Raw genomic sequence first — 23,633 nt, forward strand, 5'->3', positions numbered from 1 at the left:
GGCCGAGTACCTGCGTGCGGTACGGGAAACGGGAGGACTCGATGTACCACGTCGAAGCGAGTGATCAGCGAACAGCCGAAGGCCGGCAGGTCTATTTGCTCGACGCAGCGGGGGCTCTCGAGATCCAGGCACTCAACTCGTGGATCGACGCGACGACGCCCGACGGTGAAACTCGTCCTCCGTCGATCGCGCTGTCCGGCGACTCGTCGGGGCAGGTGGCCGAGCTGGTACGCGGGATCGGTGACGACCCCCTGCTGATTCCGCTTCGCGTGACCCTGTCGGCCAAGAAGCGACCCGGATTCCTCCGTCGGGCACTCGCACCGCGCGGCAACTCGCTCCCGACGAAGACCTGGCAACGATGGGTCCAAGGCGACGACCCGGACAGGTCCGCCGTCCTGGTCGGCGAACCCGCGACGCTGGGCGATCTGTCGGCCAAGTTCGAGAAGTCGGGCGGAAGGTCGTTGTCCTCGTTCATCGCCCGCCAGGCCACTCTTGCCCTCGACCGGGCCGAGCGAGACGTCATCGGCTCGGAGTACAAGATTCCGCGCTTCGTCGTCGAGGACATGACCGAACAGAAGAAGTTCCACGACGGCATCGCGGAGCTCGCGCAACAGGTCGGCGAGGACGTACCCGAGGTGGAGCGACGGGTACACACCATCCTCGGCGAGATGGTGGCCACCGAGACCAGGCGGGCGGTCGAGATGTGGGGCACCCTGGGCGCCTACTTCTCTCGCGCGTACAAGGTCGACGTGGACCGAGCTCAACTGCAGAAGGTGCGTGAACTCAACAAGAAGCACCCTCTCGTCTTCCTCCCCAACCATCGCTCGTACCTCGATCCTCTGGTCCTGCGGCCCGCACTGCTTGCCGAAGGGCTGCCACTCAACCACGTGATGGGCGGCATCAACGTCGGTTTCTGGCCCATCGGCCCCATCGCGAAACGCAGTGGCGTCGTGTTGATCCAACGCAAGTTCTCCGACGAGATCTACAAGTGGACGCTGCGTCAGTACATGAGCTTCCTGCTGAGCAAGCGCTTCAATCTCGAGTGGTACATCGAAGGCGGACGTAGCCGCACCGGCAAACTCCGTCCGCCGCGCTTCGGCTTGTTGACCTATCTGGTCGACGCCCTCGAGTCCAGCGACGCCGAGGATGTCTATCTGGTGCCGACGGCCATCACGTACGACCGACTCCACGAGGTCGGCGCCATGGCCGCCGAATCCCACGGCGCGCAGAAGCAAGCCGAGGGAATACGGATGGCCATCGGCTACATCCGCGCCCAGGGCAAACTGCGCGGCAACGTGTACCTCAACTTCGCCGAGCCCGTCTCGGTGCGGTCCATACTCGACGACAACGAGGACAAACGCGTTGCGGTGCAGAAGATTGCGCTGACGGTGTCGCACGCGATCAACGACACGACGCCGGTGACCCCTGCCGCGCTGGTGACGATGGCACTGCTCGGTATCGAAGACCGCGCCCTGAACGTGCACGAGATGTGGGCCATCATCTCGCCTCTTGCGAGCTACATCAAGAGACGCGGTCTCCCGACGGCGGGCGGCATCGACATCAGCGAGGTCGACGTGGTGCGATCCGCCGTCATCGCGCAGGTGAATGCGGGCGTCGTCAAGCGCTTCGACGACGGACCCGAGCCGGTGTTCTATCTCGCCCAGGACAAGCACCTGGTTGCGGCGTTCTTCCGCAACAACGCAATTCACTACTTCGTGATGCGCGCCATCGGCGAACTGGTCGTCCTGCCCGACCTGGGCCAGGGCACACCGTCGACGCCCGAATCGTTGTGGAAGTCGGCGCTCGAGCTCCGCGACCTGCTCAAGTTCGAGTTCTTCTTCGGCGACAAGAAGGACTTCGGTGATCGCCTCGAAGCCGAAGTGGCACTGATCGATCCGGATTGGCGCGCCAATCTGGACGATCCCGAGTACTCCTCGCGGCAGCTCGAGTCCCAGGACCTGCATCTCGCTCACCGCGTGTTGCAGCCCATCCTGGAGGCCTATCAGGTGGTGGCGGATCAGCTCATGCTGCAGCCCACCGGAGTCGAGTTCGACAAGGCGTCGTTCGTCACGCATTGCCTCGGCGCAGCTCAGGCCCGCAGGCTTCGGCAACAACTCGACCACAGCGAAGCCATCTCGGGTGAACTCTTCGACACTGCACTGCAATTGGCCGACAATCGCAACCTCGTCGATCCTGGCGGGGAGAACCTTGCGCAGCGCCGACGGGACTTCGCCCGCGAGATCAACGAATGGGCACGGAAAGCGAGAATCGTCCGCGACATGGCCCACCGCATGCTCGACGAGGTGGATCCGTTGACCCTTCCGGCCCCTGTCGCGAGCACCGACGAACGTGAGGACGACGCCTGATGACCAGCCCTCTCGACCTCCAGCTGCAGGCCATCGCCGAGGCACCCGAAGGCCCGGACACTGCGGCGTTCTTCGACCTCGACGGCACGCTGATCAACGGCTTCTCCGCGAAAGCCGTGTTCCTGGAACGACTGAAGACTCTCGATGTCACCGTTCACGAACTGTGGGAGATCTCGAGCGCCGTCGTGGAGATGCGGATGCGCAACTCCCCCGTCGACAACCTGATGGGCAAGGCCGTCAAGGGTCTAGAGGGACGGCGCGAGGAGGACCTCATGGAGCAGGCATACACGCTGTTCCGCAACGAGATCGCACCGATGATCTACCCGCAGGCCCGCAGGCTCGTCGAAGCACACCGACACGCGGGGCACCGGTTGGTGATGGCTACCTCCGCGACCCCGTATCAGGCCATTCCCGTCGAGCAGGACCTGATGTTCGACGAGTTGCTGTGCACCACACCGGTCGTCGTCGACGGCGTCCTCACCGGCGAACTCGTCGGGACGTCGTTGTGGGGGCCGCGCAAAGCGAAGGCCGTCGCGGATTACGCGGACCGGGAGGGCCTCGACCTGGCTCGCTGTTTCGGATACTCCAACGGCGGCGAGGACGTGCCGTTTCTGGCGGAGGTCGGCCGACCCGTCGCACTCAACCCCGACGAGGAGCTCACCCGGCACGCGGACAAGGCCGGCTGGACGTCGTTGAGGCTCGAGAACCCCAAGCGCGGCACCGACCTGGCGTCGGCTGTTCGCAGTACCGCTGCCCTGGGCTCCGTCCTCGCCAGTGCCGGGATCGGGCTCGGTCTCGGCCTGTTGACCCGCAGCAGGCGGACCGGTGCCAACATCACCTCTTCCATCGCCCCGGACATCGCGCTGACGCTCGCGGGCGTGAAGTTGAACGTCGTCGGCACCGAGAACGCGTGGTCCGCTCGGCCTGCGGTGTTCATGTTCAATCACCAGAGCACCGCGGATTCGATCATCGTGGCGTCGATCCTCCGTCGCGACATCACCGCCGTCGCCAAGCGGGAACTCGAACGCGACCCGCGCTTCGCTCTCCTCGGCAAGATCTTCGACGTCGCCTACATCGACCGCGGCGATCCAGCCCAGGCCAGAGAGGCCATGGCCCCGGCCATCGAGAAGTTGGATTCCGGCATTTCCGTGGCGATCGCGCCCGAGGGCACCCGGATGCCGACGTCGCGGCTCGGCCGGTTCAAGAAGGGCGGCTTCCACCTCGCGATGCAGGCCGGCGTACCCATCGTTCCCATCGTCATCCACAACGCAGGCGACGTGATGTGGAAGAAGGATTTCACCGCGCACTCCGGTACGGTCGATGTCACCGTCGGCGAGCCCATCTCCACCGAGGACTGGGTTCCCGAGAAGATCGACAACTACATCGACGACGTCCGGTCCTTTTTCGACAGAACGCTGGGATATGCCTGAAGAACAGATCAACTCGGTCGTGCAGAGAGAAATCGAAAAGAATCTGCTGGGGGGAACACCGAAATACACGCGCACGGATATCGTCGAGAAATCCGGGATACCGCTCGAGCGAGTCATTCAATTGTGGATCGCGATGGGCTTCCCGGTTCACACCGACGCCGATGCCGTCGTGTACACCGACGCGGACCTCGATGCTCTGCGCATGATCACCGGTCTCACCGAGCAGAAGGTCATCCGGCCGGACATGGAGGTCGCCATCGCGCGCACCCTCGGTCAGACGATGTCCAGGCTCACCGAATGGCAAGTGGGCGTTGTGAACAGTCACATACACGACCGCGTCGCCGAGGGACGTGACGCCGAGGGCCGGGACGCGGACGAGCTCGCGAGCCCCGCAGACCTCGACGCCATCCGCCGCGACGCGCGCGAGATCGCGGCGCAGACGGTGCCGACTCTCGAAGCCCTGCAGTCCTACACCTGGCGCAGGCATCTGGCGGCCACCGCCGGCCGCGCCATCGCCGATCCGGGCGAGGAGACCACCAGCCGTACCTTGGCCGTCGGTTTCGCCGACATGGTCGGATACACCAGCCTGACGCGACGCCTCGCCATCGACGAGCTCACCGAACTGCTCGAGCAGTTCGAGTCCGTGGCCACCAACATCATTGCGCGCGGTCGTGGTTCGGTGATCAAGAACGTCGGCGACGAAGTGATGTTCAGTGCGCAGACGCCCGAGGACGCCGCCCACATCGCCCTCGATCTCCAGGATGCGTTCGCGACCTACGAGGACATGCCCGAGCTTCGCGTCGGAATCGCCTGGGGACCGGTGCTTGCCCGTTACGGCGACCTCTACGGTTCGGTCGTCAACATGGCTGCGCGCCTGACCAGCTCGGCGCACCCGGGAACCATCCTGGTGGACACGACGCTGACGGAACTGCTGAGGGAAGATTCCGAGTTCTACCTCAAGTCTCTTCGCTCCCTTCGTGTTCGCGGCTTCCACAAGCTCAAGCCGCACGCACTGCGAAGGAACAGAAGAGACTGACCCTATGTGAGGACCGACCGATAGAAGTCGAGGTGCCTGCGTGCTGCTTCGTCCCACGTCAGGCTGCGCGCAAGGGCGCGACCGACGTCCGGGTCGTGGCCGTGATCGATCGCATCCGCCAGTCCCGACGCCATGTCCTGTGGGCTCGTCGCGTACGTGACGGCGTCCCCGAACACCTCACGCAGTACCGGCAGGTCGCGGGCGACGACGGGTGTGCCTGCCGCGAGCGCTTCCATGGCGGCCAGACCGAAGCCCTCTTTCGTCGAGAAGAACGGAAGAACGCTCGCCTGCGCGACCAGGTGCGGCAGTTCCTCGTCGTCGACGACGCCGAGCACGACCGGTTCGATTCCCATTTCTGCTGCCCGCGAATCGAATTCATGCCGGTAGTCGCGGTAGTCGAACAGTGTTTCCCCTCCGGCGAACACGAGCGAGAAGTCCGGCCTGTTCAGCAACGAGAAGGCGTCGAGCAGGTCCAGTGACCCTTTTCGAGGCTCGATGCCGCCCACCGCCAGGACGTACTTCCCGAGCTTGTCCCGCCACTGGGTTCCCCTCGACCTCGCTGCGGCGTCGAAGCGCTGCGCATCCACTCCGTTCGGAATCACCGTGGGTGTGAAACCCCAACCGGCTCGTACTTCTTCGGCCACGGCGGCCGATACGCAGATCCGCGCACGAGGCTCCGTGATCGCGCGCTCGTGGCACGCAGCCAGCGCGGGGGTCGTGAACGTGTCGAGGTGGTGGATAGTCCGGATGCACTGCCCCACGGCATTCGCCGAGATGCAGTCCTGCGCGTGGACGATGTCGTGCTCCTCGCGCGAGAATGCCTGCCCCAGAACGTCGATCGAACGAAGAATCCTGTCTCCGACGGTTTCGTTCTCGCGGGCCTCGAACGGAACCATTCTGACCGTCACCGACGGATCGACGGGACGGAAGAATGCCGCATCGCCGCCTCGACCCAGCGACCACACGGTGACGTCCTCGCCGGCGCGGGCGAGCGCTTCGGCCAGATGAAGCGTGTGCACCACTCCGCCGCGCGGCTTGGACGAGTACGTCAGGAGTGCCACCTTCAACTTCCTGATCCTTTCTCGTCCAACAGATTCGGGTACGCATCCACTCGCCGCTCTTCCAGGTGGTGCAGACCCCGGCGCGCACGGTCGACTTCGGCGTCGACGTCGATGTCGACGACGGCGAGGCCTCCTTTGTCGCGTGTCTTGACGAGCACGTCGCCGCCGGGACCGACGATCTTGGCCTGTCCGAGGAATCGGAGCGAACCCATCACCCCGGTCTGGTTGGACGAGACCAGGACCACCTGGTTCTCCGCGGCACGTGCTGCGTCGTACAGATCGAACAACCGAGACTGGCGATCGTTGGGCAGACTGGACGCCCGGTCGGTCACACTCGCAGGCCACGCGGACAATGCAGCGATGATGCGAGCACCGTCCAACGCCAGCGTGCGAGCGGATTCCGGGAACGTCTTGTCGTAGTCGATCAGCATGCCCATCCGACCGACAGGAGTGTCGAAGGCCGAGAATGTTTCCCCCGCAGCGTAGGCGAGCGACTCACCCAACGGCTGATGCACCTTCCGGTGACTACCCAGCACACCATCGCCGGTAAGACACACCGCGGCGTTGTAGCGAAGCCCGCCGGCCAGCTCGGTGTACCCGACGCACACGGTCAGATCCCCGGCCGCGGCCATGATGGCGGCGATCTCCGGTCCGTCGATGTCCAGAGTCGGCGGCAGTTCGGACACGTCGGGATTGCGGAGACTGTCGATGTACCCACCGAGGGAGGCGTCCGGCAGCACGAGAAGATCGAGTCCGTCTCGCTTGGCGCTGTCGACGATCGTGACGATCTTGGACACCGCGCGATCCACGTCTCGACCGAAGTGTGCTGCCAGAGCGCCTATCCTGATGGATGTCACGAAGCTAGACCACTACCTTCTGCGGCTGAGCAGCACTGATTTCCAAGCCGATCTGCTCGGCCAAGAACTCGGCGTCGCGGGCTACGGAAGCAAAGCGTCCCGACCCCCAGGTGTGTTGCCACGGCAGCCCGAGGAAGTACAGACCCGACACCGACGTGACACCGCGGTTGTGCGTCGGGTGGCCCTCGCCGTCGAACGCACCGACCTTCAGCCACCGGTAGTCGGTACGGAAGCCGACGGACCAGATCACTGCCGTGACGTCGCTGTCTGCCAGATCGAGCTCCGTGGTCTCCTGCTCCGGACGCCACACCGGAACGTAGCGCTTCTCGGTGGGTGCATCGATACCCTCACGCTCGATGTAGGCATCGATGTTGTCCTTGATGGACTCGGCGACGGCGTCGGCTGCATCGAGTGACGCTTCGAGCGTCGGCGCGAACCGCAGCACCCCGTCGTCGACGCCGAGAAGCCGGCCGTAGAGCTGCATGCCCTCGGTCGCGAACGCGCGCAGGTCGATGTCACGACCACCGTCGCGTCCCGTCACGTAGTGGTTCGTGTTCTCGCGTTTTCCGACGCCACCGGGCTGATCTTCGATGGACACATCGTAGACGCCCATGTCGTGCAACCAGGCGACACAGTCACGGCCACGATAGAACCGTGCGACGCGCGGAGCGGTCCCCGCGACCAGGTGCACCCTCCTGCCGTCCAGGTGCAGGTCCTCGGCGATCTGCGCACCCGATTGTCCGGTACCCACGACCAGCACGTCACCGTCCGGGAACTGATGAGACCCGCGATACTCCGACGAGTGGATCTGAAGGATGTCGCTCGGCAGCTTCTCGGCGAAACGCGGGATCGTCGGGATGTGATATCCCCCGACCGCAACGACGAGGTGGTCGGCGTGCATCGGCCCGGCTGTGGTCTCGAGATCGAAGCCGCCCTCGGTGCCTTGGAGTGCGTTCACCACCGAGACGTGTTCGCGGACGGGTGCGTCGAAGGTGTCTGCGTACCGCCGGACGAAGTCGTAGACCTCGTCGCGCTTCATGAAGCCGTCGGGATCGTCACCGCCGTAGGAGAATCCGGGCAAGGCGCACTGCCAGTTCGGCGTGACGAGGGTAAAGTTGTCCCAGCGGGAATCCTTCCACTCGTGCGCGACGGTCTCGGCCTCGAGGACGACGTGGTCGATTCCTCGCTGCGTCAGATGCCAGCTGATGGACAGTCCCGCCTGTCCACCGCCGACGACGATCACGGAGTGATGTTCGCTCATAACAATTCAGCTCCCGACATACTCAGGACACGAACTGCGCCCGAGGAGTACCCGGCGCCGACGTCGTGAATTTCTTCCATCTGCTGGGCGGCGGAGGTGCACCGCATTCCGAATTTCGCCAGCACGCGATCGCTGGCCACCGTCAACGCTTCCGAGGTCAGCTTCACGAATTCCTCGACCGAGTACTCCGCTCCGGGCGTCAGGTAATCGTGCATCACCAGAGACGGTGAATAACAGGATTGTTCGCGGCCGTCGGGCCACTGCACGAGAAATCGCATCTCAGGCATGAACTGGCTCTTTCGTGATGGTCTTGTACACCGAGGGCCGACGATCGCGCAGGTTGTACATTCCGCCTCCGCGTGCAGCCGCCATCAACCCTTGGACATCCACCGTCGCCGTCGCCAAACCGGGTTCGACGCCGGTGCCCGCGAGAATCTCGCCACCGGGTCCGACGATCTTGGCGCTGCACACGAACCGCAAGGATCCGAAGGTGCCCGACTGGTTGGCTGCCACCCACACCACCTGGTTCTCCAGTGCGCGGGCGCGGTCGTAGATGTCGAAGCGCTGCTTCCAGCGGTCGTCCTCCATGTTTTCGACTGTCGCGGTACGGGCGGTCGGCCACGCGGAGATGGAGGTGATGATCTCCGCGCCGTCGAGCGCAAGTTCACGTGCGGCTTCGGGGAATCCCTTGTCGTAGCAGATCTGCATGCCCATCCGGCCGACCGGAGTATCGAAGGCAGCGTAGCTGTCGCCTGCGTCGTAGCAGAGGTTTTCGCCGAGTGGCTGATGCACTTTGCGGTACGAGCCGAGTATTCCGTCGCCGTGCAAGGTGACCGCCGCGTTGTAGCGTGTGTCGCCGTCCTTCTCGCAGAATCCGAGGGTGATCACCGTGTCACCGGCCATGTCGATGACCCGCTTCAACTCCGGTCCGTCCAGTTCCAAAGCAGGAGGAAGGCTTTCGAGCCTGCGCTGGCGCGCTTCCTCGGATTCGTCACCGCCGCCCAACGAAGGGAGGTACCCGCCGAGGCAGGCCTCGGGCAGCACCAGCAGTTGACTTCCGCGGTTGCGCGCCTCTTCGAGCAACGCGGCAATGGTCCGGTATCCCTGTTCCATGTCGCGGCCGAATTCGGCTGCGGCCACGGAGATGGTCGTGTCGTTCATGCTTCTCCCAATCCGGTCACGGTGGACGTGACCGCTGACGTGGTGATTCCGTCGGGCCACCGCAAAGCGACGCCCGGAATGTCGGTGAGCTGGCCGCATCGAGCGGATACTGCTGGTCCCGACGGTGCACACTGCGCATCGGGACGGTCCGCGGTGATCATCGCGAACCCTGGAAAACACGTGACCCACTCGCCCATGGCGGCGGCGTCGGGTTTGGGGATGGAGGCGACGTCGAGAACGGCTCCGGTTCCGCTCGCTTCGGCGAGCATTCCGGTGGTGCCGACGAGGCCGGCCATCGAGACATCCTTCGCGGCTCGGGGCGCCGTCCGAGCGACGAACGACGCCATCTGCGTGAGCTCCTCGGAGTTTCGTCTGGACGACGAATCCCACTGCTGACCTTGATAACCCCGTCGCCAGTTGCCTTCGATGTCCGCGGTGAGAGTCAGGACGTCTCCGGCGGACGCGCCGCCGGCGCGAACGGGGCGCGGGGTACTTCCGAGTGCCGTGACCGACAGCGACGACGGCACCCCGACCTGGGTGTGACCACCGAGGACCGGTACTTGCCAGGCCTGTGACGCGTTGGCCAACCCTCGGACGATGCGCGTGAGCCTCGACTGTGTCGGGGCACCGACCGCGTCGAGCATTCCGACGGCCCGGGCCCCCATTGCCGACAGGTCGTTCAGGTTGACCAGTGCGGCACACCAGCCCGCCCATTCGGGATCGCGGTCGACCATGGAAGGCAGGATGGCGTCGCACGCGGCGATGATGTCGCTCCCCGGAACGGGGACTCCGTCGTCGCCACGGAATCCTTTGGCACCGAGACCGAGTGGCTGAGCACGCAAGGGTGCGAGCACACCCGCGAGCATCGCCTTGGTCGAGACCACGAGCCGCTCGATTCGATCGATCGGCCAGTACATGGCGACGTGTGGCGCGCCGTGCACGTCGACGTCGGCGCGTCTGACCCATCCCAGCCTGGTGAAGAGCGTTTCGTTCTGTTTCTGCACGGTGGCGTCGAAGCGCAGTACGCCGTGACTTTCGGCGTGCGCACACGCGGCCCGCACCAACGCCGGCCCGACCCCGGATGTGCGCGCCGCCGACGAAACCACCAACCGGCTGCCAGCCCACCACCCCAGATCGGTCGATGTGCAGGGAGCCAACCGAACTCCGCCCAGCACGCTGCCGTCGGATGCAGTGGCGACCAGTACTACCGTGCGCGGGTCGTCGTCGACGTCGTCGTGATCGGACCCGGCGAACAGCCCCTGCTCTCGGACGAAGATGTCGCGTCTCAATCGGCGGTAGGTGCCGAGCTGCGAAGCGTTCGAACACGGTTGGATCAAGAAGTGCGAATCGGCTTCGGTAGGTACCGTTCCCGACAGACCGGCCAAGTCACTCGCATACATCAGCCACCCGCATTCTGCAGTACGCTGCACGCTCCGCACGCCGCGCAGCCTGCTTTCTGATCCGAACCGAGCATCGATGCCGCTTGCAATTCCTTGGCTACCCGGCGCGTCACGTCCTCGAGCACGTCTCGGTTCGGAGCGACCGCATGGTCGACGTCGACAGCCAGCGTGCCGCCGAGCGGCCGGAACGGAACGACGAACGGGTAGACACCCATCTCGATGAGTTGAGCTGCACCCGAAACCAATTCGTCCGGATCCTCACCGAGGCCGACGAGTATGTACGTCGAGACCTGGTTGCGCCCGAAGACGCGAACCGCTTCCTTCCACGCTGCTCGGTATTCGTCCATCGACACCGAGGCCTTACCCGGCATCCATTTCCGACGGACATCGTCGTCGAGTGATTCGACGTGAATGCCGATGGATTCGGCACCGGCGTCGTAGAGATCGGTGATGGTCTGAAGGTCGCCGGGTGGTTCGCACTGCACCTGGATCGGCAGATCCGGGACCACGGCCTTGATGGCCTTGACGCACCGTGCGAGGTGCCGCGCTCCGCGATCCTTCGCCGCGGAGGTACCCGTCGTCATGACCATCTGGGTGACACCGTCGAGTCGGACTGCAGCTTCGGCAACCTCGGCGAGCTGCGCCGGAGTCTTGACAGCGATCGTGTCTCCTGCTTCCAGCGACGCCTCGATGGAGCAGAACCGGCAGCGCTGGTCTGCGCCGTACCTGATACACGTCTGCACGACGGTAGTTGCGAGAACGCTGGTTCCGTGGAGTTTGGCGATCTTCTCGTAGGCGATTCCGTCGGCAGTCTTCAGGTCGTAGAATTTCGGCCGGTCGATTGTTTGGACGTCGAGACCGATGTCCGATCCGTCGAACAGGATTCGCCCCTCTTCGAGGACATACGGACTCAACGGATTACGAGGGATGGCTGCGCCGAGACCATCGATTCGAACATGCCCGTCGTCGCTGGGCCCGGCGCCGGCCGTTCTGTTGACCGGCGGCGTCCCTCGAACTCCGAGCAACGCCAGGTCTACACGCGTACTGACAGACATGTCAGGCTCCTAGACCATGTAGGTCGAGTTGATGATGGCGCCCTTGCGTGCGTAGTGAATGAGGGCGTCCTGGACGTCGAGGGGATGCGCCGGGATGACGCCCTCGATCAGGTCTTCCTCGCGGCCACCGTGCAGCGCGAGGCCGAAGCGACAGCAGAACACGGTGCCGCCCTCGGCGATGAACGTCGCGAGCGAGTCGTTGATGTTCTGCTCGCCCGGGAACCCTGAGTCGCCGGTCGTCGGGAAGCCGCGCGTGGCAAGGCAATTGATAGCGCCGGGACCGTAGAAGTACATGGCCGACTCGAAGCCCTTGCGCAGTGCCCTCGTTGCCTGCAGCACGGCAACGAAACTGACGGATGATTCGTGGGCGATACCGTGCACGAGCGTGAAGTAGCTCTCGCCGTTCTCGGCCTTGTAGTCGGGGAAGATCTTGGTGGAACCGTAGATGTTGCTGCCCTTGGGGAGCGAGGGATGCGGGATCTCCGAGAGGGACTTGGCGATGTTCTCGGCGATGGCGTTGTCGATATCGGACACGTAGTGCTCCTGGGATGAGAGGTTGTCGATCAGCGGGTGACTGAGAACCGAGTGGGCAATCGTTGGCCACCGGTGGAGAGAAGAATCGAAGCCGGAGATGCTCTTCGGCCATGAGACAAGTACAAGCCCCATCCATTTCCGAATGGTCACGCGCGGAATAACGCACTGTTTCGAAGGGCTCACATCGAGGCACGTGCGCGGACCGATACTCTTGAGTTCTACTGACCACCCGCACCACTGCCTAGTTCGAACGAGGAAACGATGATCGGCGCCGTCACAGGCTTGCTGTACGTGATGTCCCTGATCGTCGGCGTGTGGGTTCTGGTCAAACTCGTCATGGGGAGCCCGGTACTCCTGAAGTACCGATCCAACCGGGCGCTGTTCTGGACGATCGCCGCGACCGAGGCCGTCGTGCTCGCTCAAGCAGTCATCGGATTCGCCATGATGTTCACCAGCGACCGCGAGATACATCGCCTCACGTTCGGCTCGTACCTCGTGGGGCTCCTGCTACTGTTGCCGATCGGCACCTGGTGGTCGCTCGGCGATCGCTCACGCGGCGGTACAGCAGTGCTGCTCGTCGCCGTCGTCACCCTCGCAGCCATGGTGTTGCGCCTCAGCCAGATATGGGCCGGATATGCCTGATACCTCGTCACCCCGGGACCACCTGCAGCAGGCGACACGCACCGGATTCGGCCGATTCCTGATCGCCGTCTACGCGGTGTTCGCTGTGGCTGCAACGTCCCGATCGATCGTGCAGCTGACGACGCGGTTCGACGTCGCACCGTTCGCGTACATCCTGTCGGCCGTCGCTGCAGTGGTCTACATCGTCGCAACGGTCGGGCTCGCTCGTGCCACCGAGGCATCACGCAAGGTGGTGACGGTGTCGTGCATCATCGAACTGGTCGGCGTCCTCGCGATCGGCGCCCTCAGCTACATCCAGCCCGACGACTTCCCCGACGCAACGGTCTGGTCTCACTTCGGCCAGGGATACGTCTTCATCCCCGTCGTACTTCCCATCGCCGGACTGTGGTGGCTGCGTCGCACCCGGCAGCCGCGCACTCCGCAGTAAACCGGAGTCCTCTACTTCAGCGCCGCGAGGTTGGCGACGGATTTCTTCACATCCGAGTCGAGTGCTCTGGCGACGACTTTTCCGACGGGACCGAAGAGGACGCCGCCGCCGAATTCCGCGTCGAGGGTCAGTTCGGAACCGCCGGGGCTTTCGCGGACGTGGATCGTCAGGGAAATCCTGACGCCGCCTTTTCCGCTGCCGGACATTTCGATGAGCTCGGGTTCCTTGTACTCGGTGAACGTCCATCGGATCGTGTTCTTGAAGCCTTTGACCTTCACGAGGGATTCGACTTCGGTGCCCTTGGACAGCGTTTTCGGCGGCGGGCTGCACCATCCACCGTGGATGGTCATCCACTCGTCGAACCTGTCCAGGGCCGACGCCTTGTCCCACGCGCCCTGCGGGTTCTCGGGCATCTGCACGGTCACACTGATCGTCGCCATACCTTCCATCATGTCCCACGTCGGCGACGGCCAAACTATGGTGGCGATCATGGCGACGCTCGACATCGCAGGTCGGAAGGTCTCGGTGACCAACCTGGACAAGGTGTTGTTCCCGGAGACGGGCACCACCAAGAGTCAGGTCATCGAGTACTACACGACGATTGCGCCTGCGATGCTTCCTCATCTGGCCGGTCGGGCCGTGACTCGGAAGCGGTGGCCGAACGGTGTGGAGCAATCGTCGTTCTTCGAGAAGAATCTCGCGTCGTCGGCGCCGGAATGGCTGGATCGCCGGGACATGCAGCATTCCGATCGGGTGGTGACGTATCCGTTGTTCTCCACCACGGCGGACTTGGCGTGGCTCGGGCAGCAAGCTGCCATCGAGGCCCATGTCCCGCAGTGGCGGTTCGACGGCAGTCAGCCCGGACCGGCGACGCGCATGGTGTTCGATCTGGATCCCGGGGACGACGTCGACCTGGCCCGTTGCGCCGAGGTGGCCTGCGAGATCCGCGATCTGATCGCCGAGATCGGGTTCACGGCGTTTCCGGTCACGAGCGGGAGCAAAGGCATCCACCTGTACGTGCCGCTGGAGAAGCCGCTCACGACATCGGGGGCGTCGACCGTCGCCAAGCGTGTGGCGACGTTGCTGGAGGAGCGCTCACCGGACCGCATCACGGCGACGATGGCCAAGGCCAAGCGAACCGGACGGGTGTTCGTCGACTGGTCGCAGAACAACGGCAAGAAGACGACCGTCGCGCCGTACTCGATGCGCGGCAGATCTGAGCCGACCGTCGCCGCACCGCGCTCCTGGGACGAGCTGGAATCACCTGGTCTGCACCAGCTTCGGTTCGAGGAGGTCCTGCGCAGATACCACGACGACGGCGATCTGCTTGCCGACCTCGATCCGCCGTTGGAGGTCCGCGAGCCGGACAAGCTCACCAAGTACCGCAGCATGCGCAGCGCGTCGAAGACGCCCGAACCTGTGCCCGACGCCGCCGAACCTCGCGGCACTACCCCTGGACACGAACACGAACACGACGACACGTTCGTCATCCAGGAACACCATGCGAGGCGCCTGCACTACGACTTTCGCCTCGAGCACGACGGTGTCCTGGTCTCGTGGGCCGTGCCCAAGAACATTCCCGACGACCCGGCTCAGAACCGCCTCGCGGTGCACACCGAGGATCACCCACTGGAGTACGCACGCTTCGAGGGCACCATCCCCAAGGGCGAGTACGGGGGCGGCGAGGTGACCATCTGGGATTCGGGCACCTACGAACTCGAGAAGTGGCGTGACGACGAGGTCATCGTCGTTCTGAAAGGCACTCGGGCACAGGGCCGTTTCGCGTTGATCCGCACCAAGGGAAACCAGTGGCTCATGCACCTGATGAAAGAAAAGGATGCACCCGAGCTACCGAAGAGCGTTCAGCCGATGTTGGCGACGGCAGGCGACGTGACCGACCTGCCCGACGGCGAATGGGCGTTCGAGGGCAAGTGGGACGGCTTCAGGGTCGTCGCGCGGATGTCCCACGGGGAGATGAAACTGGAGTCTCGGACCGGCAAGGATCTGACCGAGCGGTTCCGCGCCCTCTCGGCGCTGGCCGCGGATCTTGCCGACCACGAGGCCGTCCTCGACGGCGAGGCCGTGGTGTTCGCTGCCGACGGATCGACGAGTTTCGAACTGCTGCAATCGAGTTCCGGTACCGACGTGAAGTTCATCGCGTTCGATCTACTGCACCTCGACGGCACATCGCTGGTGAAGAAGAAATACTCGGACCGGCGCAAGCTGCTCGAACTCCTCACGACCGGCCTGGAGTCGGTCCTGGTGCCCGAGGCGCTCACGGGCACGGCAGAAGAAGCTCTGGCCACCAGCGTCGAGCGTGGCTGGGAGGGCGTCGTCGCCAAGCGTGTCGACTCCGTGTACCAGCCAGGTCGACGCGCGCACACCTGGATCAAGACGAAGAACTGGCGAACACAAGAAGTCGTCGTCGGCGGGTGGCGACGCGGGAAAGGTAGGCGCGGCGGTGGTCTGGGTTCTCTGCTCGTCGGCATTCCCGGCCCGAACGGACTGAGGTATCTGGGCCGGGTGGGAACGGGGTTCACCGACTCTGCACTCGACACTCTGGCCGCGCTGCTCTCGCCTCTGGAGTCGGACGAGTCGCCGTTCGAGGAACGGCTCCCGACCGCCGACCGAAAAGATGCGGTATGGGTCACACCGTCGCTCGTCGGCGAGGTTCGGTTCTACGAATGGACGGACTCCATGCACCTCAGGCACCCGAGTTGGCGTGGCGTTCGTGACGACAAACAGCCGACTGACGTGGTTCTCGAGAACGATCCCTAGCCGACTGGTCAGTTTGTAGCCGCGTGCCATAAAATCTCGGAGTCTTCGGTGATCGCTGCCGGGGGGCGGCGTAACGAGCGGACTGCTTTTCCCTATATCGCATTCGGTGGGGTAGAAGGACAGCAACATTCGCTCGAGTAATCAGAGCTTTCGGGAGGGAACCCAACGTCATGCGCGCACTCAAACTGGTCGGGGCTGCCAGTATCACGGCAGTGGCGATCGCCTGTTCCGCGGTGATATCGACGGGCACCGCAGCGGCCAATCCTCTGGAACCGACGCCGATCTCCGACGTCTTCTATGCGCCTGTGCCGGACCTGGAGGCCAAGAATCCAGGTGACATCATCTCCAGTCGGCCCATGCCGCCTCCCGCCGGTTTCCTCGACACCGACGTGTGGCAGATCCGGTTCCGCTCGACCAACTCTGCCGGCGATCCCATCGCGGCGGTGACGACGGTGTTCTCACCGCGGAACAAGGTTCCGAACGGGCCGTTGCTGTCCTACCAGCACATCATCAACGCACTCGGTCTGCAGTGCGCGCCGTCGCAGGCCTTGTGGACGCAGGACCCCAACCTGATGATCCGTGAGGCTCCTGCACTGAACGTCGCATTGCAGCGTGGCTGGACCATCAACATGGCGGACCATCTGGGACCGAACAGCGCGTACGGCGCGGCCAAGATGGGCGGGCAGATCGTCCTCGACAGCATTCGGGCGACCCAGCGTTTCGATCCGCTGCAGGTTCAGCAGAGCCCGGTTGCACTCGCCGGTTACTCGGGCGGCGGCATGGCCACCGCGTGGGCTGCGGCATTGCAGAACGACTACGCACCCGAGCTGAACATCGTCGGAAGCGCAGCGGGCGGCGCACCGATGAACCTCGAGCGCATGGCACGCGACCTCGGATTCAACCCGCACCCGGTCTTCGGACTCGCATTCGCGGCGGCTCTGGGTCTCGAGCGTGAGTACCCGACGCGCATCCCGATCAGCGAGCAGCTCAACCCGCTCGGTCAGCAGATGGCAGCGCAGCTGCAGAATGCGTGCACCAACGACATCATCGCCGTCGGTGCGGGCAAGAGCGCGATGCAGGTGGCCAACTCCATCGACTTGATCGACAGCCCCGAGATGGTTGCCGCAGTCAACGAGAACAGCGTCGAGCTCTACCCCGGTGTCCCCAAGGCCCCGTACTTCGAGTGGCACAGCCCGACGGATGCGCTCATCCCTGTCTCGGCCATCAGCAACACGGTCGGCCGCTACTGCGCCGCAGGCGTTCCGGTCACCGAAGTGCTCGTTCCCAGCAATGATCACCTCACCGCTGCAGTTCTCGGATTGCCTCAGGCGCTGGAATGGATCGACGCACGCTTCAACGGCGTGCCCGCTCCCAGCAACTGCTGACGGCCGGCCGACCCCGGGCCTTGAACGTTCGATCGGTTCGAGGCCCGGGAGTGGAGCTTGCGGGACGACCATCCGATTTTGTTAGCCTTACCTCGCACAACGTTGTCGATGCGAGGAGTTTCCGTGCGTTCCAGTGTTCTCAAGCTAGCCGCAGGTGCGGCCGCCATCGCCCTGGCCGCAGGGTGCTCTTCGGACGACAGTTCGTCGTCGTCCGAGTCGGGCGGCGAATCCGGGGCGTTTCCGGTCACCATCGACCACGCGTTCGGCCAGACGACCATCGAGAGCGAACCGTCCAACGTCGTGACGATCGGGTTCAACGAGCAGGACTTCGTTCTCGCGCTCGGCGTGAAGCCCGTTGCTACCCGCGGCAACCTGAGCTACGACTACCGCCAGCGTCCCTGGGCACAGGACGCACTCGGTGGCACCGAGATCCCCGAGGTCGGCAGCACCGACCTCAACCTCGAGCAGATCGCGGCGGCCGGTCCGGATCTGATCCTCGGGCCGTACTCCTTCATCGAGAAGGGCCAGTACGACCAGCTGTCCGAGATGGCTCCGACGATCGCCGACATCGGCGGGTACGAGGACGTACCCGCTGCCACCTGGCAGCAGGAGTTCGAGGTCATCGGAAAGGCCCTCGGCAAGGAGCAGGAAACCGCGGACAAGACCGCCGAACTCGAACAGAAGTTCCAGACGGCGCAGGACGAGAACCCGCAGTTCGCCGCCAAGACGCTCGCACTCACGTTCCTCATGGACGACGGCAGCTACATGATCCTCGGTTCCGACGACATCCGTGCGCTGTTCTTCACCGACCTCGGCTTCCAGGTTCCGGAGAAGACCGAGACCGTCAGCCTGGAGGGACTCACCCAGCTGAACTCCGACGTGATCGTCGTCGCCGGCAAGAGCCGAGAAGAGCTCACCGCCAACCCACTGTTCGCGCAGCTGCCCGCCGTCGCCGAGGACCGCACCGCCTACATCGGTTCGTTCGATCAGGACCTTCCGTCCGCTCTCGGATACTCGAGCCCGCTCTCGCTCGACTACGCGATCGACGGCTTCACCCCGATGCTCGCCGCCGCTGCGGACAACGACCCGGCGACGGTCGTGCCCGCTCCTGCAGGGTGATCACGATCCACTGGTAGCGAATTGAGTTCGATGGAGCTCCTCGTAGCGGCCACCCGCTGCGAGGAGCTCTTCGTGTGTTCCCCGCTCGACAATCGAACCTGCCTCCACCACCAGGATGGCGTCGGCGGCCCGAATCGTCGACAGTCGGTGCGCGATCACAACCGAGGTTCTGCCCGCGAGCGCCTCGGACAGCGCAGCCTGGACCGCTGACTCCGACGTCGAATCCAGCGACGCCGTCGCCTCGTCGAGAATCACGATCCGTGGCCGAGCAATCAGCAGCCGAGCGATGGTCAGTCTCTGCCGCTCACCTCCGGACAACCGATAACCGCGCTCTCCGACGACGGTGTCCAGCCCGTCGGGCAGAGATTTCACCAGATCTTCGAGCCGTGCCCGACGCAACGCGTCCCAGACTTCGTCGTCGGTGGCCGACGGCCGCGGCAGCACAACGTTGGACCTGATCGTGTCGTGGAAGAGATGTCCGTCCTGCGTCACCATCCCGACGGCACCTCTGATCGAATCCGCTTTCAGATCACGGACGTCCTTGCCGCCCAGCAGGATGGATCCACTGTCGACGTCGTACAACCGAGCGATGAGCTGCGCGACGGTGGACTTGCCCGCGCCCGATGTACCGACCAGGGCAATCATCTGCCCAGGTTCGGCGACGAACGAGATGCCGTGCAGCACTTCGTCGCCGCCACGAGAATCCAGCGTCGCCACTTCCTCCAACGAGGCAAGCGACACTTTGTCCGCCGACGGGTAGGCGAACCTGACGTCGCGTAGTTCGACGGCAGCAGGCCCGTCGGGGACGTCCACGGCGTCGGGACTGTCCTCGATGAGCGGTACGAGGTCGAGGACTTCGAAGACACGCTCGAAGCTGACGAGAGCGCTCATCACTTCGACGCGTGCGCTGGCCAGCTCCGTCAGCGGTGAATACAACCGGGTCAACAGAAGAGACAGCGACACAACCGAACCCGGATCCAACTGTCCCTTCAGCGCGTAGAAACCACCGAGACCGTAGACGACGGCGAGCGCGAGGGCCGACACCAACGTCAGCGCAGTCACGAACACCGTCTGCACCATGGCGCTCCGAACGCCGATGTCCCGGACCCGAGCTGCGCGAACCGCGAACTCGCGCGACTCGAAGTCCGGTTGGCCGAACAGCTTGACCAGAGTCGCACCCGGCGCGGAGAACCGCTCCGTCATCTGCGTACTCATCGCGGAATCGTGTTCGGCTGCTTCACGTTGCAGCCTCGCGAGTCGCCTGCCCATCCGGCTGGCTGGTATCACGAAGACCGGAAGGATGATCAACGCGAGCAACGTGATCTGCCAGGAAATCCCGATCATCACGACGAGCGTCAGGATCAGCGTGACGAGGTTGCTCACGACGCCCGAGAGCGTGTCGCTGAAGGCGCGTTGCGCTCCGATCACGTCGTTGTTCAACCGGCTCACGAGAGCACCGGTGCGCGTCCGGGTGAAGAACGCGATCGGCATCCGCTGAACGTGGTCGAACACCGCGGTGCGCAGATCCAGAATCAACGCCTCACCCAAGCTCGACGACAGCCACCGGTTCACCAAACCGAACGCCGCGTCGACGACGGCGATCAGTGCGATCGCCACCGACAGCCACAGCACGACATCGAACGAGTCGCCGTCGACGATGGCATTGACGACGCGTCCCGCCAGTACCGGCGTCGCGACCGCCAGAACTGCGAGCACGACGCTCAGAACGACGAACCCGATCAGTTTGTTGCGGTGCGGCTCGGCGAACCTCAGGATCCGCCGAGCCGTGATCGACGAGAACTGCGTGCTCTGCTCGGACGCATGCATCGTCCGATACAGCTGATTCCAGGCCGTGACTTCCATGCTCATACCGGCAACGCTAGAACCTCGATGTAGGTAGAGGTCAAGGAACGCGCCACATCACGCCACTGCGGACACAGCAGCCTCCTCCAGGGCGAGATCCACGATGTCCGCGACGTCGGTCATCGGACGTACGTCGAGGGCGGCGAGCACCTCGGCCGGTACGTCGTCCAGATCCGGTTCGTTCCTCGCGGGAACGAAAACGGTCTTCAGACCTGCCCGTTGCGCGGCCAGCAACTTCTGCTTGACTCCGCCGATCGGCAGGACCCGACCGTTCAGCGTGACCTCGCCGGTCATTCCCACATCCGACCGCACCGGCCGTCCCGTCGCCATCGACACCAGTGCCGTGACCATCGTGACGCCTGCCGACGGACCGTCCTTGGGTACGGCACCTGCCGGTACGTGGACGTGGATGCTGCGGTCCAACACCTGCGGATCGATGCCGAATCGTGCCGCGTGAGATCGCACGTAGGACAGGGCTATCTGCGCCGACTCCTTCATGACGTCACCCAGCTGACCCGTCAGCGCAAGTCCGGGCTTGCCCTCCGTCGACGACGCCTCGATGAACAGCACGTCGCCTCCGAGTCCCGTCACGGCGAGACCGGTTGCCACACCCGGCACTTCGGTTCTCTCGTGAACGTCGGGAGTGAAACGCGGTCGGCCGAGGTACTCGACGAGTCCCGCCTCGTCGATACGCACCGTCGCCTTTCCCCCTGCCAGTGCTGTCGCGGACTTCCGCAGAGCCTTGGCGAGCAGACGCTCGAACTGACGCACACCTGGTTCACGGGTGTAGTCGGCAGCGATCTTTCGCAACGCATCGTCGGTGACGTCGACTTCGTCGGACGTGAGCGCAGAACGTTCCAACTGACGCGGCAGCAGATAGTTCCGCGCGATCACGACCTTGTCGTCCTCGGTGTACCCGTCGATGGTGACGAGCTCCATCCGATCGAGCAGAGGTCCCGGAATCTGTTCGACCACATTGGCTGTCGCCAGAAACACGACGTCGGAGAGGTCGAGATCGAGGTCCAGGTAGTGATCCCGAAAAGTGTGATTCTGCGCCGGATCGAGAACTTCGAGCAGAGCGGCACTGGGATCGCCGCGGTAGTCGGAACCGACCTTGTCGATCTCGTCGAGCAGCACCACGGGGTTCATCGAACCCGCCTCACCGATGGCGCGGACGATTCGCCCGGGCAACGCACCCACGTAGGTACGCCGGTGTCCGCGAATCTCCGCTTCGTCTCGAACGCCACCGAGTGCGACACGAACGAACTTGCGGCCCAACGCACGCGCCACGGATTCGCCCAGCGACGTCTTACCGACTCCGGGCGGCCCCGCGAGCACCATGACCGCACCCGATCCGCGTCCACCGACGAGGCCCATGCCGCGCTCTGCTCGACGCGCCCGCACGGCGAGATACTCGACGATACGATCCTTCACGTCGTCCAGACCATGGTGGTCCGCATCGAGAATCGCTCGTGCCGAATCGATGTCGGTCGTGTCGGTCGTGGTGACCGACCACGGCAGGTCCAGGACGGTATCGAGCCACGTCCTGATCCACCCGGACTCGGGACTCTGATCACTCGCCCGCTCGAGCTTTCCGACCTCACGAAGTGCGGCCTCGCGCACCGCATCCGGGAGATCTGCCGATTCGACGCGGCCGCGGTAGTCGTCGGCGCCGTCTGGTTCGTCCTCGCCGAGCTCCTTGCGGATCGCGGCGAGCTGCTGCCGCAGCAGAAACTCTTTCTGGGTCTTCTCCATACCGTCGCGCACATCGTTCGAGATCTTGTCGTTGACCTCGACCTCCGCGAGATGGGACCGGGTCCACTCGATCAGCAGTGTCAGACGATCGTGCACGGATGGGGTCTCGAGCAGCTGCCTCTTCTGCACATCGGTCAGGTACGACGCGTACCCCGCGGTGTCGGCGATCGCGCCGGGATCGGTGAGCTTGTTGACGGAGTCGATGACCTGCCACGCGTCGCGGCGCTGCAACATCGCGACGACGAGCTGCTTGTACTCGGTGGCCAGCGTTCGGGTGCTCTCGGCAGTTCCACCACTACCGTCGACGGCGGATTCGTCGACGATTTCGGCCTCGACCCACAGGGCAGCACCGGGCCCGCTGACACCGTGACCGATGTGAGCGCGGCGCTCGGCCTTGAGGACTGCGGCAGCCTCCCCGGTCGCGAGCCGTCCCATCTGCACGATGGACGCAACCACGCCGTACGCGGCGTATCGGTCCTCGAGCCGAGGAGCAACGAGCAAGGTTCCGTCGTTGGAAGCCTGTGCTGCGTCCACGGCAGCGCGCGCGGACTCGTCGAGTTCGACGGGGACGACCATCCCGGGCAGAACGACGGGGTCGGTCAGAAAGAGAACAGGTAGGCGGATGGGTTCGGGCATTACAGCACCTCCGGTCGGTTGAGCTATGTGGACTCAACTTCACGTGTGCTCCGGGTGTTCCCCGTGGTGAGCGTGTTCTCCGTGGGCAGAATCAGCGTCCGCGACTACGCCCGACGACTGCCGTCCCGTCCAGTTCCTCGGATCTGACGATCTCCGCTTCGAAACCCGACGCCGCGACGAGCGCCGCGGTGCCCTGCGCTTGCCGAACGCTGGTTTCGACCACGATGCGGCCCGCAGGAGCAAGCCACTCCCCCGCCCCCTCGACCACTCGGCGCTGGAGGTCGAGGCCGTCGACACCTCCGTCGAGAGCGTCTCTCGGCTCATGGTCCCTCGCCTCGGACGGCATGGAACCGATCGCCCCGGTCGGAACGTACGGGGCATTGGCGACCACGACGTCGACGGTTCTCCGAAGACTGTGCGGCAGAGCGCTGTACATGTCACTTCGATAGACATGACCTCCGACGGGCTCCAGATTCCGACGCGCACAGCGGACTGCAGCGGGTGCGATGTCGGAGGCATGCAGCGCCACCCCGGGCCGCTCGTGTGCGATCGCAACGGCGACTGCCCCGGATCCGCAACAGATGTCGAGCACAACCCCGGGCTCCGCGTCGACCGCGGCGTGCACGAGGAGTTCGGTTCTGCGACGGGGGACGAACACTCCGGGCGCGACCGATATCCGCAGACCAGCGAACTCCGCCCACCCGAGAAGTTGTTCCAGTGGAGTGCCGTCGACTCGCTGTGCGACAGCCTTTTTCAGAGCGCTTCCGCCGAACGCCTCCACGAGGAGCCGAGCCTCGATTTCCGCGAACACGCAGCCCGCGGCGCGCAACACCCGGACGATCTCGTCGAAGGAAGGCGCGGACATCG

General features: G+C 64.5%; 20 protein-coding genes. 8 read left to right on the forward strand and 12 right to left on the reverse strand.

Going from position 1 to position 23,633, the window contains the following annotated elements; all coding sequences use genetic code 11:
* Positions 1-41: 41 nt before the first annotated feature.
* Genes CH289_RS07215 through CH289_RS07225 form a run of 3 tightly spaced genes read left to right on the forward strand, consistent with a single transcriptional unit; the run spans position 42 to position 4,832 of the window.
* On the forward strand, positions 42-2,366 hold the full coding sequence (locus CH289_RS07215) for a glycerol-3-phosphate 1-O-acyltransferase (protein WP_033189052.1): 2,325 nt from the start codon (positions 42-44) through the stop codon (positions 2,364-2,366).
* Positions 2,366-3,796: an HAD-IB family hydrolase gene (locus tag CH289_RS07220; protein ID WP_037159011.1), complete on the forward strand. Its 1,431-nt coding sequence runs from the start codon at positions 2,366-2,368 to the stop codon at positions 3,794-3,796. Before CH289_RS07215 ends, CH289_RS07220 begins: the two co-directional genes overlap by 1 nt.
* On the forward strand, positions 3,789-4,832 hold the full coding sequence (locus CH289_RS07225; RefSeq protein ID WP_019666922.1) for an adenylate/guanylate cyclase domain-containing protein: 1,044 nt from the start codon (positions 3,789-3,791) through the stop codon (positions 4,830-4,832). Before CH289_RS07220 ends, CH289_RS07225 begins: the two co-directional genes overlap by 8 nt.
* A gap of 2 nt (positions 4,833-4,834) precedes the next feature.
* Here the strand turns inward: CH289_RS07225 and CH289_RS07230 are convergent, their stop codons facing one another.
* From CH289_RS07230 to CH289_RS07265, 8 genes are read right to left on the reverse strand one after another with little or no spacing between them, the layout of a single operon-like run.
* Positions 4,835-5,899 carry an MSMEG_0565 family glycosyltransferase gene (locus CH289_RS07230; protein ID WP_033189018.1) on the reverse strand — a complete coding sequence of 355 codons (1,065 nt, stop codon included), beginning with the start codon at positions 5,897-5,899 and terminating at the stop codon, positions 4,835-4,837.
* Positions 5,896-6,750: a carbon-nitrogen hydrolase family protein gene (locus CH289_RS07235; RefSeq protein WP_033189019.1), complete on the reverse strand. Its 855-nt coding sequence runs from the start codon at positions 6,748-6,750 to the stop codon at positions 5,896-5,898. The genes CH289_RS07230 and CH289_RS07235 overlap by 4 nt, the downstream gene beginning before the upstream one ends.
* A 4-nt stretch (positions 6,751-6,754) precedes the next feature.
* Positions 6,755-8,011, reverse strand: coding sequence for an MSMEG_0569 family flavin-dependent oxidoreductase (locus CH289_RS07240; protein ID WP_033189020.1), 1,257 nt, complete (start codon positions 8,009-8,011; stop codon positions 6,755-6,757).
* Positions 8,008-8,298: an MSMEG_0570 family nitrogen starvation response protein gene (locus CH289_RS07245; protein ID WP_019666928.1), complete on the reverse strand. Its 291-nt coding sequence runs from the start codon at positions 8,296-8,298 to the stop codon at positions 8,008-8,010. Before CH289_RS07245 ends, CH289_RS07240 begins: the two co-directional genes overlap by 4 nt.
* Positions 8,291-9,172 (reverse strand): carbon-nitrogen hydrolase family protein, encoded by an 882-nt coding sequence (locus CH289_RS07250; protein ID WP_033189021.1) that lies wholly within the window; start codon positions 9,170-9,172, stop codon positions 8,291-8,293. Before CH289_RS07250 ends, CH289_RS07245 begins: the two co-directional genes overlap by 8 nt.
* On the reverse strand, positions 9,169-10,572 hold the full coding sequence (locus CH289_RS07255) for an MSMEG_0567/sll0787 family protein (protein WP_027498928.1): 1,404 nt from the start codon (positions 10,570-10,572) through the stop codon (positions 9,169-9,171). The genes CH289_RS07250 and CH289_RS07255 overlap by 4 nt, the downstream gene beginning before the upstream one ends.
* Positions 10,572-11,627, reverse strand: coding sequence for an MSMEG_0568 family radical SAM protein (locus CH289_RS07260; RefSeq protein WP_033189022.1), 1,056 nt, complete (start codon positions 11,625-11,627; stop codon positions 10,572-10,574). The genes CH289_RS07255 and CH289_RS07260 overlap by 1 nt, the downstream gene beginning before the upstream one ends.
* 9 nt (positions 11,628-11,636) lie before the next feature.
* On the reverse strand, positions 11,637-12,161 hold the full coding sequence (locus CH289_RS07265) for an MSMEG_0572/Sll0783 family nitrogen starvation response protein (RefSeq protein ID WP_026348108.1): 525 nt from the start codon (positions 12,159-12,161) through the stop codon (positions 11,637-11,639).
* Positions 12,162-12,422: 261 nt separating this feature from the next.
* Here CH289_RS07265 and CH289_RS07270 point away from each other — a divergent pair, with 261 nt between their 5' ends.
* Together CH289_RS07270 and CH289_RS07275 are read left to right on the forward strand one after the other, a co-directional pair.
* Positions 12,423-12,803 (forward strand): hypothetical protein, encoded by a 381-nt coding sequence (locus CH289_RS07270; RefSeq protein ID WP_019666933.1) that lies wholly within the window; start codon positions 12,423-12,425, stop codon positions 12,801-12,803.
* Entirely contained in the window at positions 12,796-13,230 is a 435-nt protein-coding gene (locus tag CH289_RS07275; RefSeq protein ID WP_033189023.1) for a hypothetical protein, read from the forward strand. The genes CH289_RS07270 and CH289_RS07275 overlap by 8 nt, the downstream gene beginning before the upstream one ends.
* Positions 13,231-13,241: 11 nt before the next feature.
* Here the strand turns inward: CH289_RS07275 and CH289_RS07280 are convergent, their stop codons facing one another.
* Positions 13,242-13,670, reverse strand: a complete 429-nt coding sequence (locus CH289_RS07280) for a type II toxin-antitoxin system Rv0910 family toxin (protein WP_026348109.1) — start codon at positions 13,668-13,670, stop codon at positions 13,242-13,244.
* A 49-nt stretch (positions 13,671-13,719) separates the two neighbouring features.
* Here CH289_RS07280 and CH289_RS07285 point away from each other — a divergent pair, with 49 nt between their 5' ends.
* The 3 genes from CH289_RS07285 to CH289_RS07295 all read left to right on the forward strand — a co-directional run bounded on the left by CH289_RS07285 (position 13,720) and on the right by CH289_RS07295 (position 18,512).
* Positions 13,720-16,008 carry an ATP-dependent DNA ligase gene (locus CH289_RS07285; protein ID WP_033189053.1) on the forward strand — a complete coding sequence of 763 codons (2,289 nt, stop codon included), beginning with the start codon at positions 13,720-13,722 and terminating at the stop codon, positions 16,006-16,008.
* Between the two features lie 170 nt (positions 16,009-16,178).
* Complete coding sequence (locus CH289_RS07290; protein WP_020112431.1) at positions 16,179-17,393, forward strand: lipase family protein; 1,215 nt, start codon at positions 16,179-16,181, stop codon at positions 17,391-17,393.
* Between the two features lie 123 nt (positions 17,394-17,516).
* Positions 17,517-18,512, forward strand: a complete 996-nt coding sequence (locus CH289_RS07295) for an iron-siderophore ABC transporter substrate-binding protein (protein WP_020112432.1) — start codon at positions 17,517-17,519, stop codon at positions 18,510-18,512.
* Here CH289_RS07295 and CH289_RS07300 read toward each other — a convergent pair whose 3' ends face one another.
* The 3 genes from CH289_RS07300 to CH289_RS07310 all read right to left on the reverse strand — a co-directional run bounded on the left by CH289_RS07300 (position 18,513) and on the right by CH289_RS07310 (position 23,631).
* Positions 18,513-20,381 (reverse strand): ABC transporter ATP-binding protein, encoded by a 1,869-nt coding sequence (locus CH289_RS07300; RefSeq protein WP_026348110.1) that lies wholly within the window; start codon positions 20,379-20,381, stop codon positions 18,513-18,515.
* A 51-nt stretch (positions 20,382-20,432) separates the two neighbouring features.
* Positions 20,433-22,766, reverse strand: coding sequence for an endopeptidase La (lon, locus tag CH289_RS07305; protein WP_019666940.1), 2,334 nt, complete (start codon positions 22,764-22,766; stop codon positions 20,433-20,435).
* Positions 22,767-22,857: 91 nt separating this feature from the next.
* Positions 22,858-23,631, reverse strand: a complete 774-nt coding sequence (locus tag CH289_RS07310; protein WP_019666941.1) for a putative protein N(5)-glutamine methyltransferase — start codon at positions 23,629-23,631, stop codon at positions 22,858-22,860.
* Positions 23,632-23,633: the final 2 nt, after the last annotated feature.

Source organism: Rhodococcus sp. RS1C4 (genome assembly GCF_002258225.1).
Lineage (GTDB): Bacteria > Actinomycetota > Actinomycetes > Mycobacteriales > Mycobacteriaceae > Rhodococcoides > Rhodococcoides fascians_E.

Coding starts and splice junctions, on each gene's coding strand:
- CH289_RS07215 (WP_033189052.1), top strand. CDS start 42: ATGTACCACGTCGAAGCGAGTGATCAGCGAACAGCCGAAGGCCGGCAG.
- CH289_RS07220 (WP_037159011.1), top strand. CDS start 2,366: ATGACCAGCCCTCTCGACCTCCAGCTGCAGGCCATCGCCGAGGCACCC.
- CH289_RS07225 (WP_019666922.1), top strand. CDS start 3,789: ATGCCTGAAGAACAGATCAACTCGGTCGTGCAGAGAGAAATCGAAAAG.
- CH289_RS07240 (WP_033189020.1), bottom strand. CDS start 8,011: ATGAGCGAACATCACTCCGTGATCGTCGTCGGCGGTGGACAGGCGGGA.
- CH289_RS07245 (WP_019666928.1), bottom strand. CDS start 8,298: ATGCCTGAGATGCGATTTCTCGTGCAGTGGCCCGACGGCCGCGAACAA.
- CH289_RS07250 (WP_033189021.1), bottom strand. CDS start 9,172: ATGAACGACACGACCATCTCCGTGGCCGCAGCCGAATTCGGCCGCGAC.
- CH289_RS07255 (WP_027498928.1), bottom strand. CDS start 10,572: ATGTATGCGAGTGACTTGGCCGGTCTGTCGGGAACGGTACCTACCGAA.
- CH289_RS07260 (WP_033189022.1), bottom strand. CDS start 11,627: ATGTCTGTCAGTACGCGTGTAGACCTGGCGTTGCTCGGAGTTCGAGGG.
- CH289_RS07270 (WP_019666933.1), top strand. CDS start 12,423: ATGATCGGCGCCGTCACAGGCTTGCTGTACGTGATGTCCCTGATCGTC.
- CH289_RS07275 (WP_033189023.1), top strand. CDS start 12,796: ATGCCTGATACCTCGTCACCCCGGGACCACCTGCAGCAGGCGACACGC.
- CH289_RS07280 (WP_026348109.1), bottom strand. CDS start 13,670: ATGGCGACGATCAGTGTGACCGTGCAGATGCCCGAGAACCCGCAGGGC.
- CH289_RS07285 (WP_033189053.1), top strand. CDS start 13,720: ATGGCGACGCTCGACATCGCAGGTCGGAAGGTCTCGGTGACCAACCTG.
- CH289_RS07290 (WP_020112431.1), top strand. CDS start 16,179: ATGCGCGCACTCAAACTGGTCGGGGCTGCCAGTATCACGGCAGTGGCG.
- CH289_RS07300 (WP_026348110.1), bottom strand. CDS start 20,381: ATGAGCATGGAAGTCACGGCCTGGAATCAGCTGTATCGGACGATGCAT.
- lon (WP_019666940.1), bottom strand. CDS start 22,766: ATGCCCGAACCCATCCGCCTACCTGTTCTCTTTCTGACCGACCCCGTC.
- CH289_RS07310 (WP_019666941.1), bottom strand. CDS start 23,631: ATGTCCGCGCCTTCCTTCGACGAGATCGTCCGGGTGTTGCGCGCCGCG.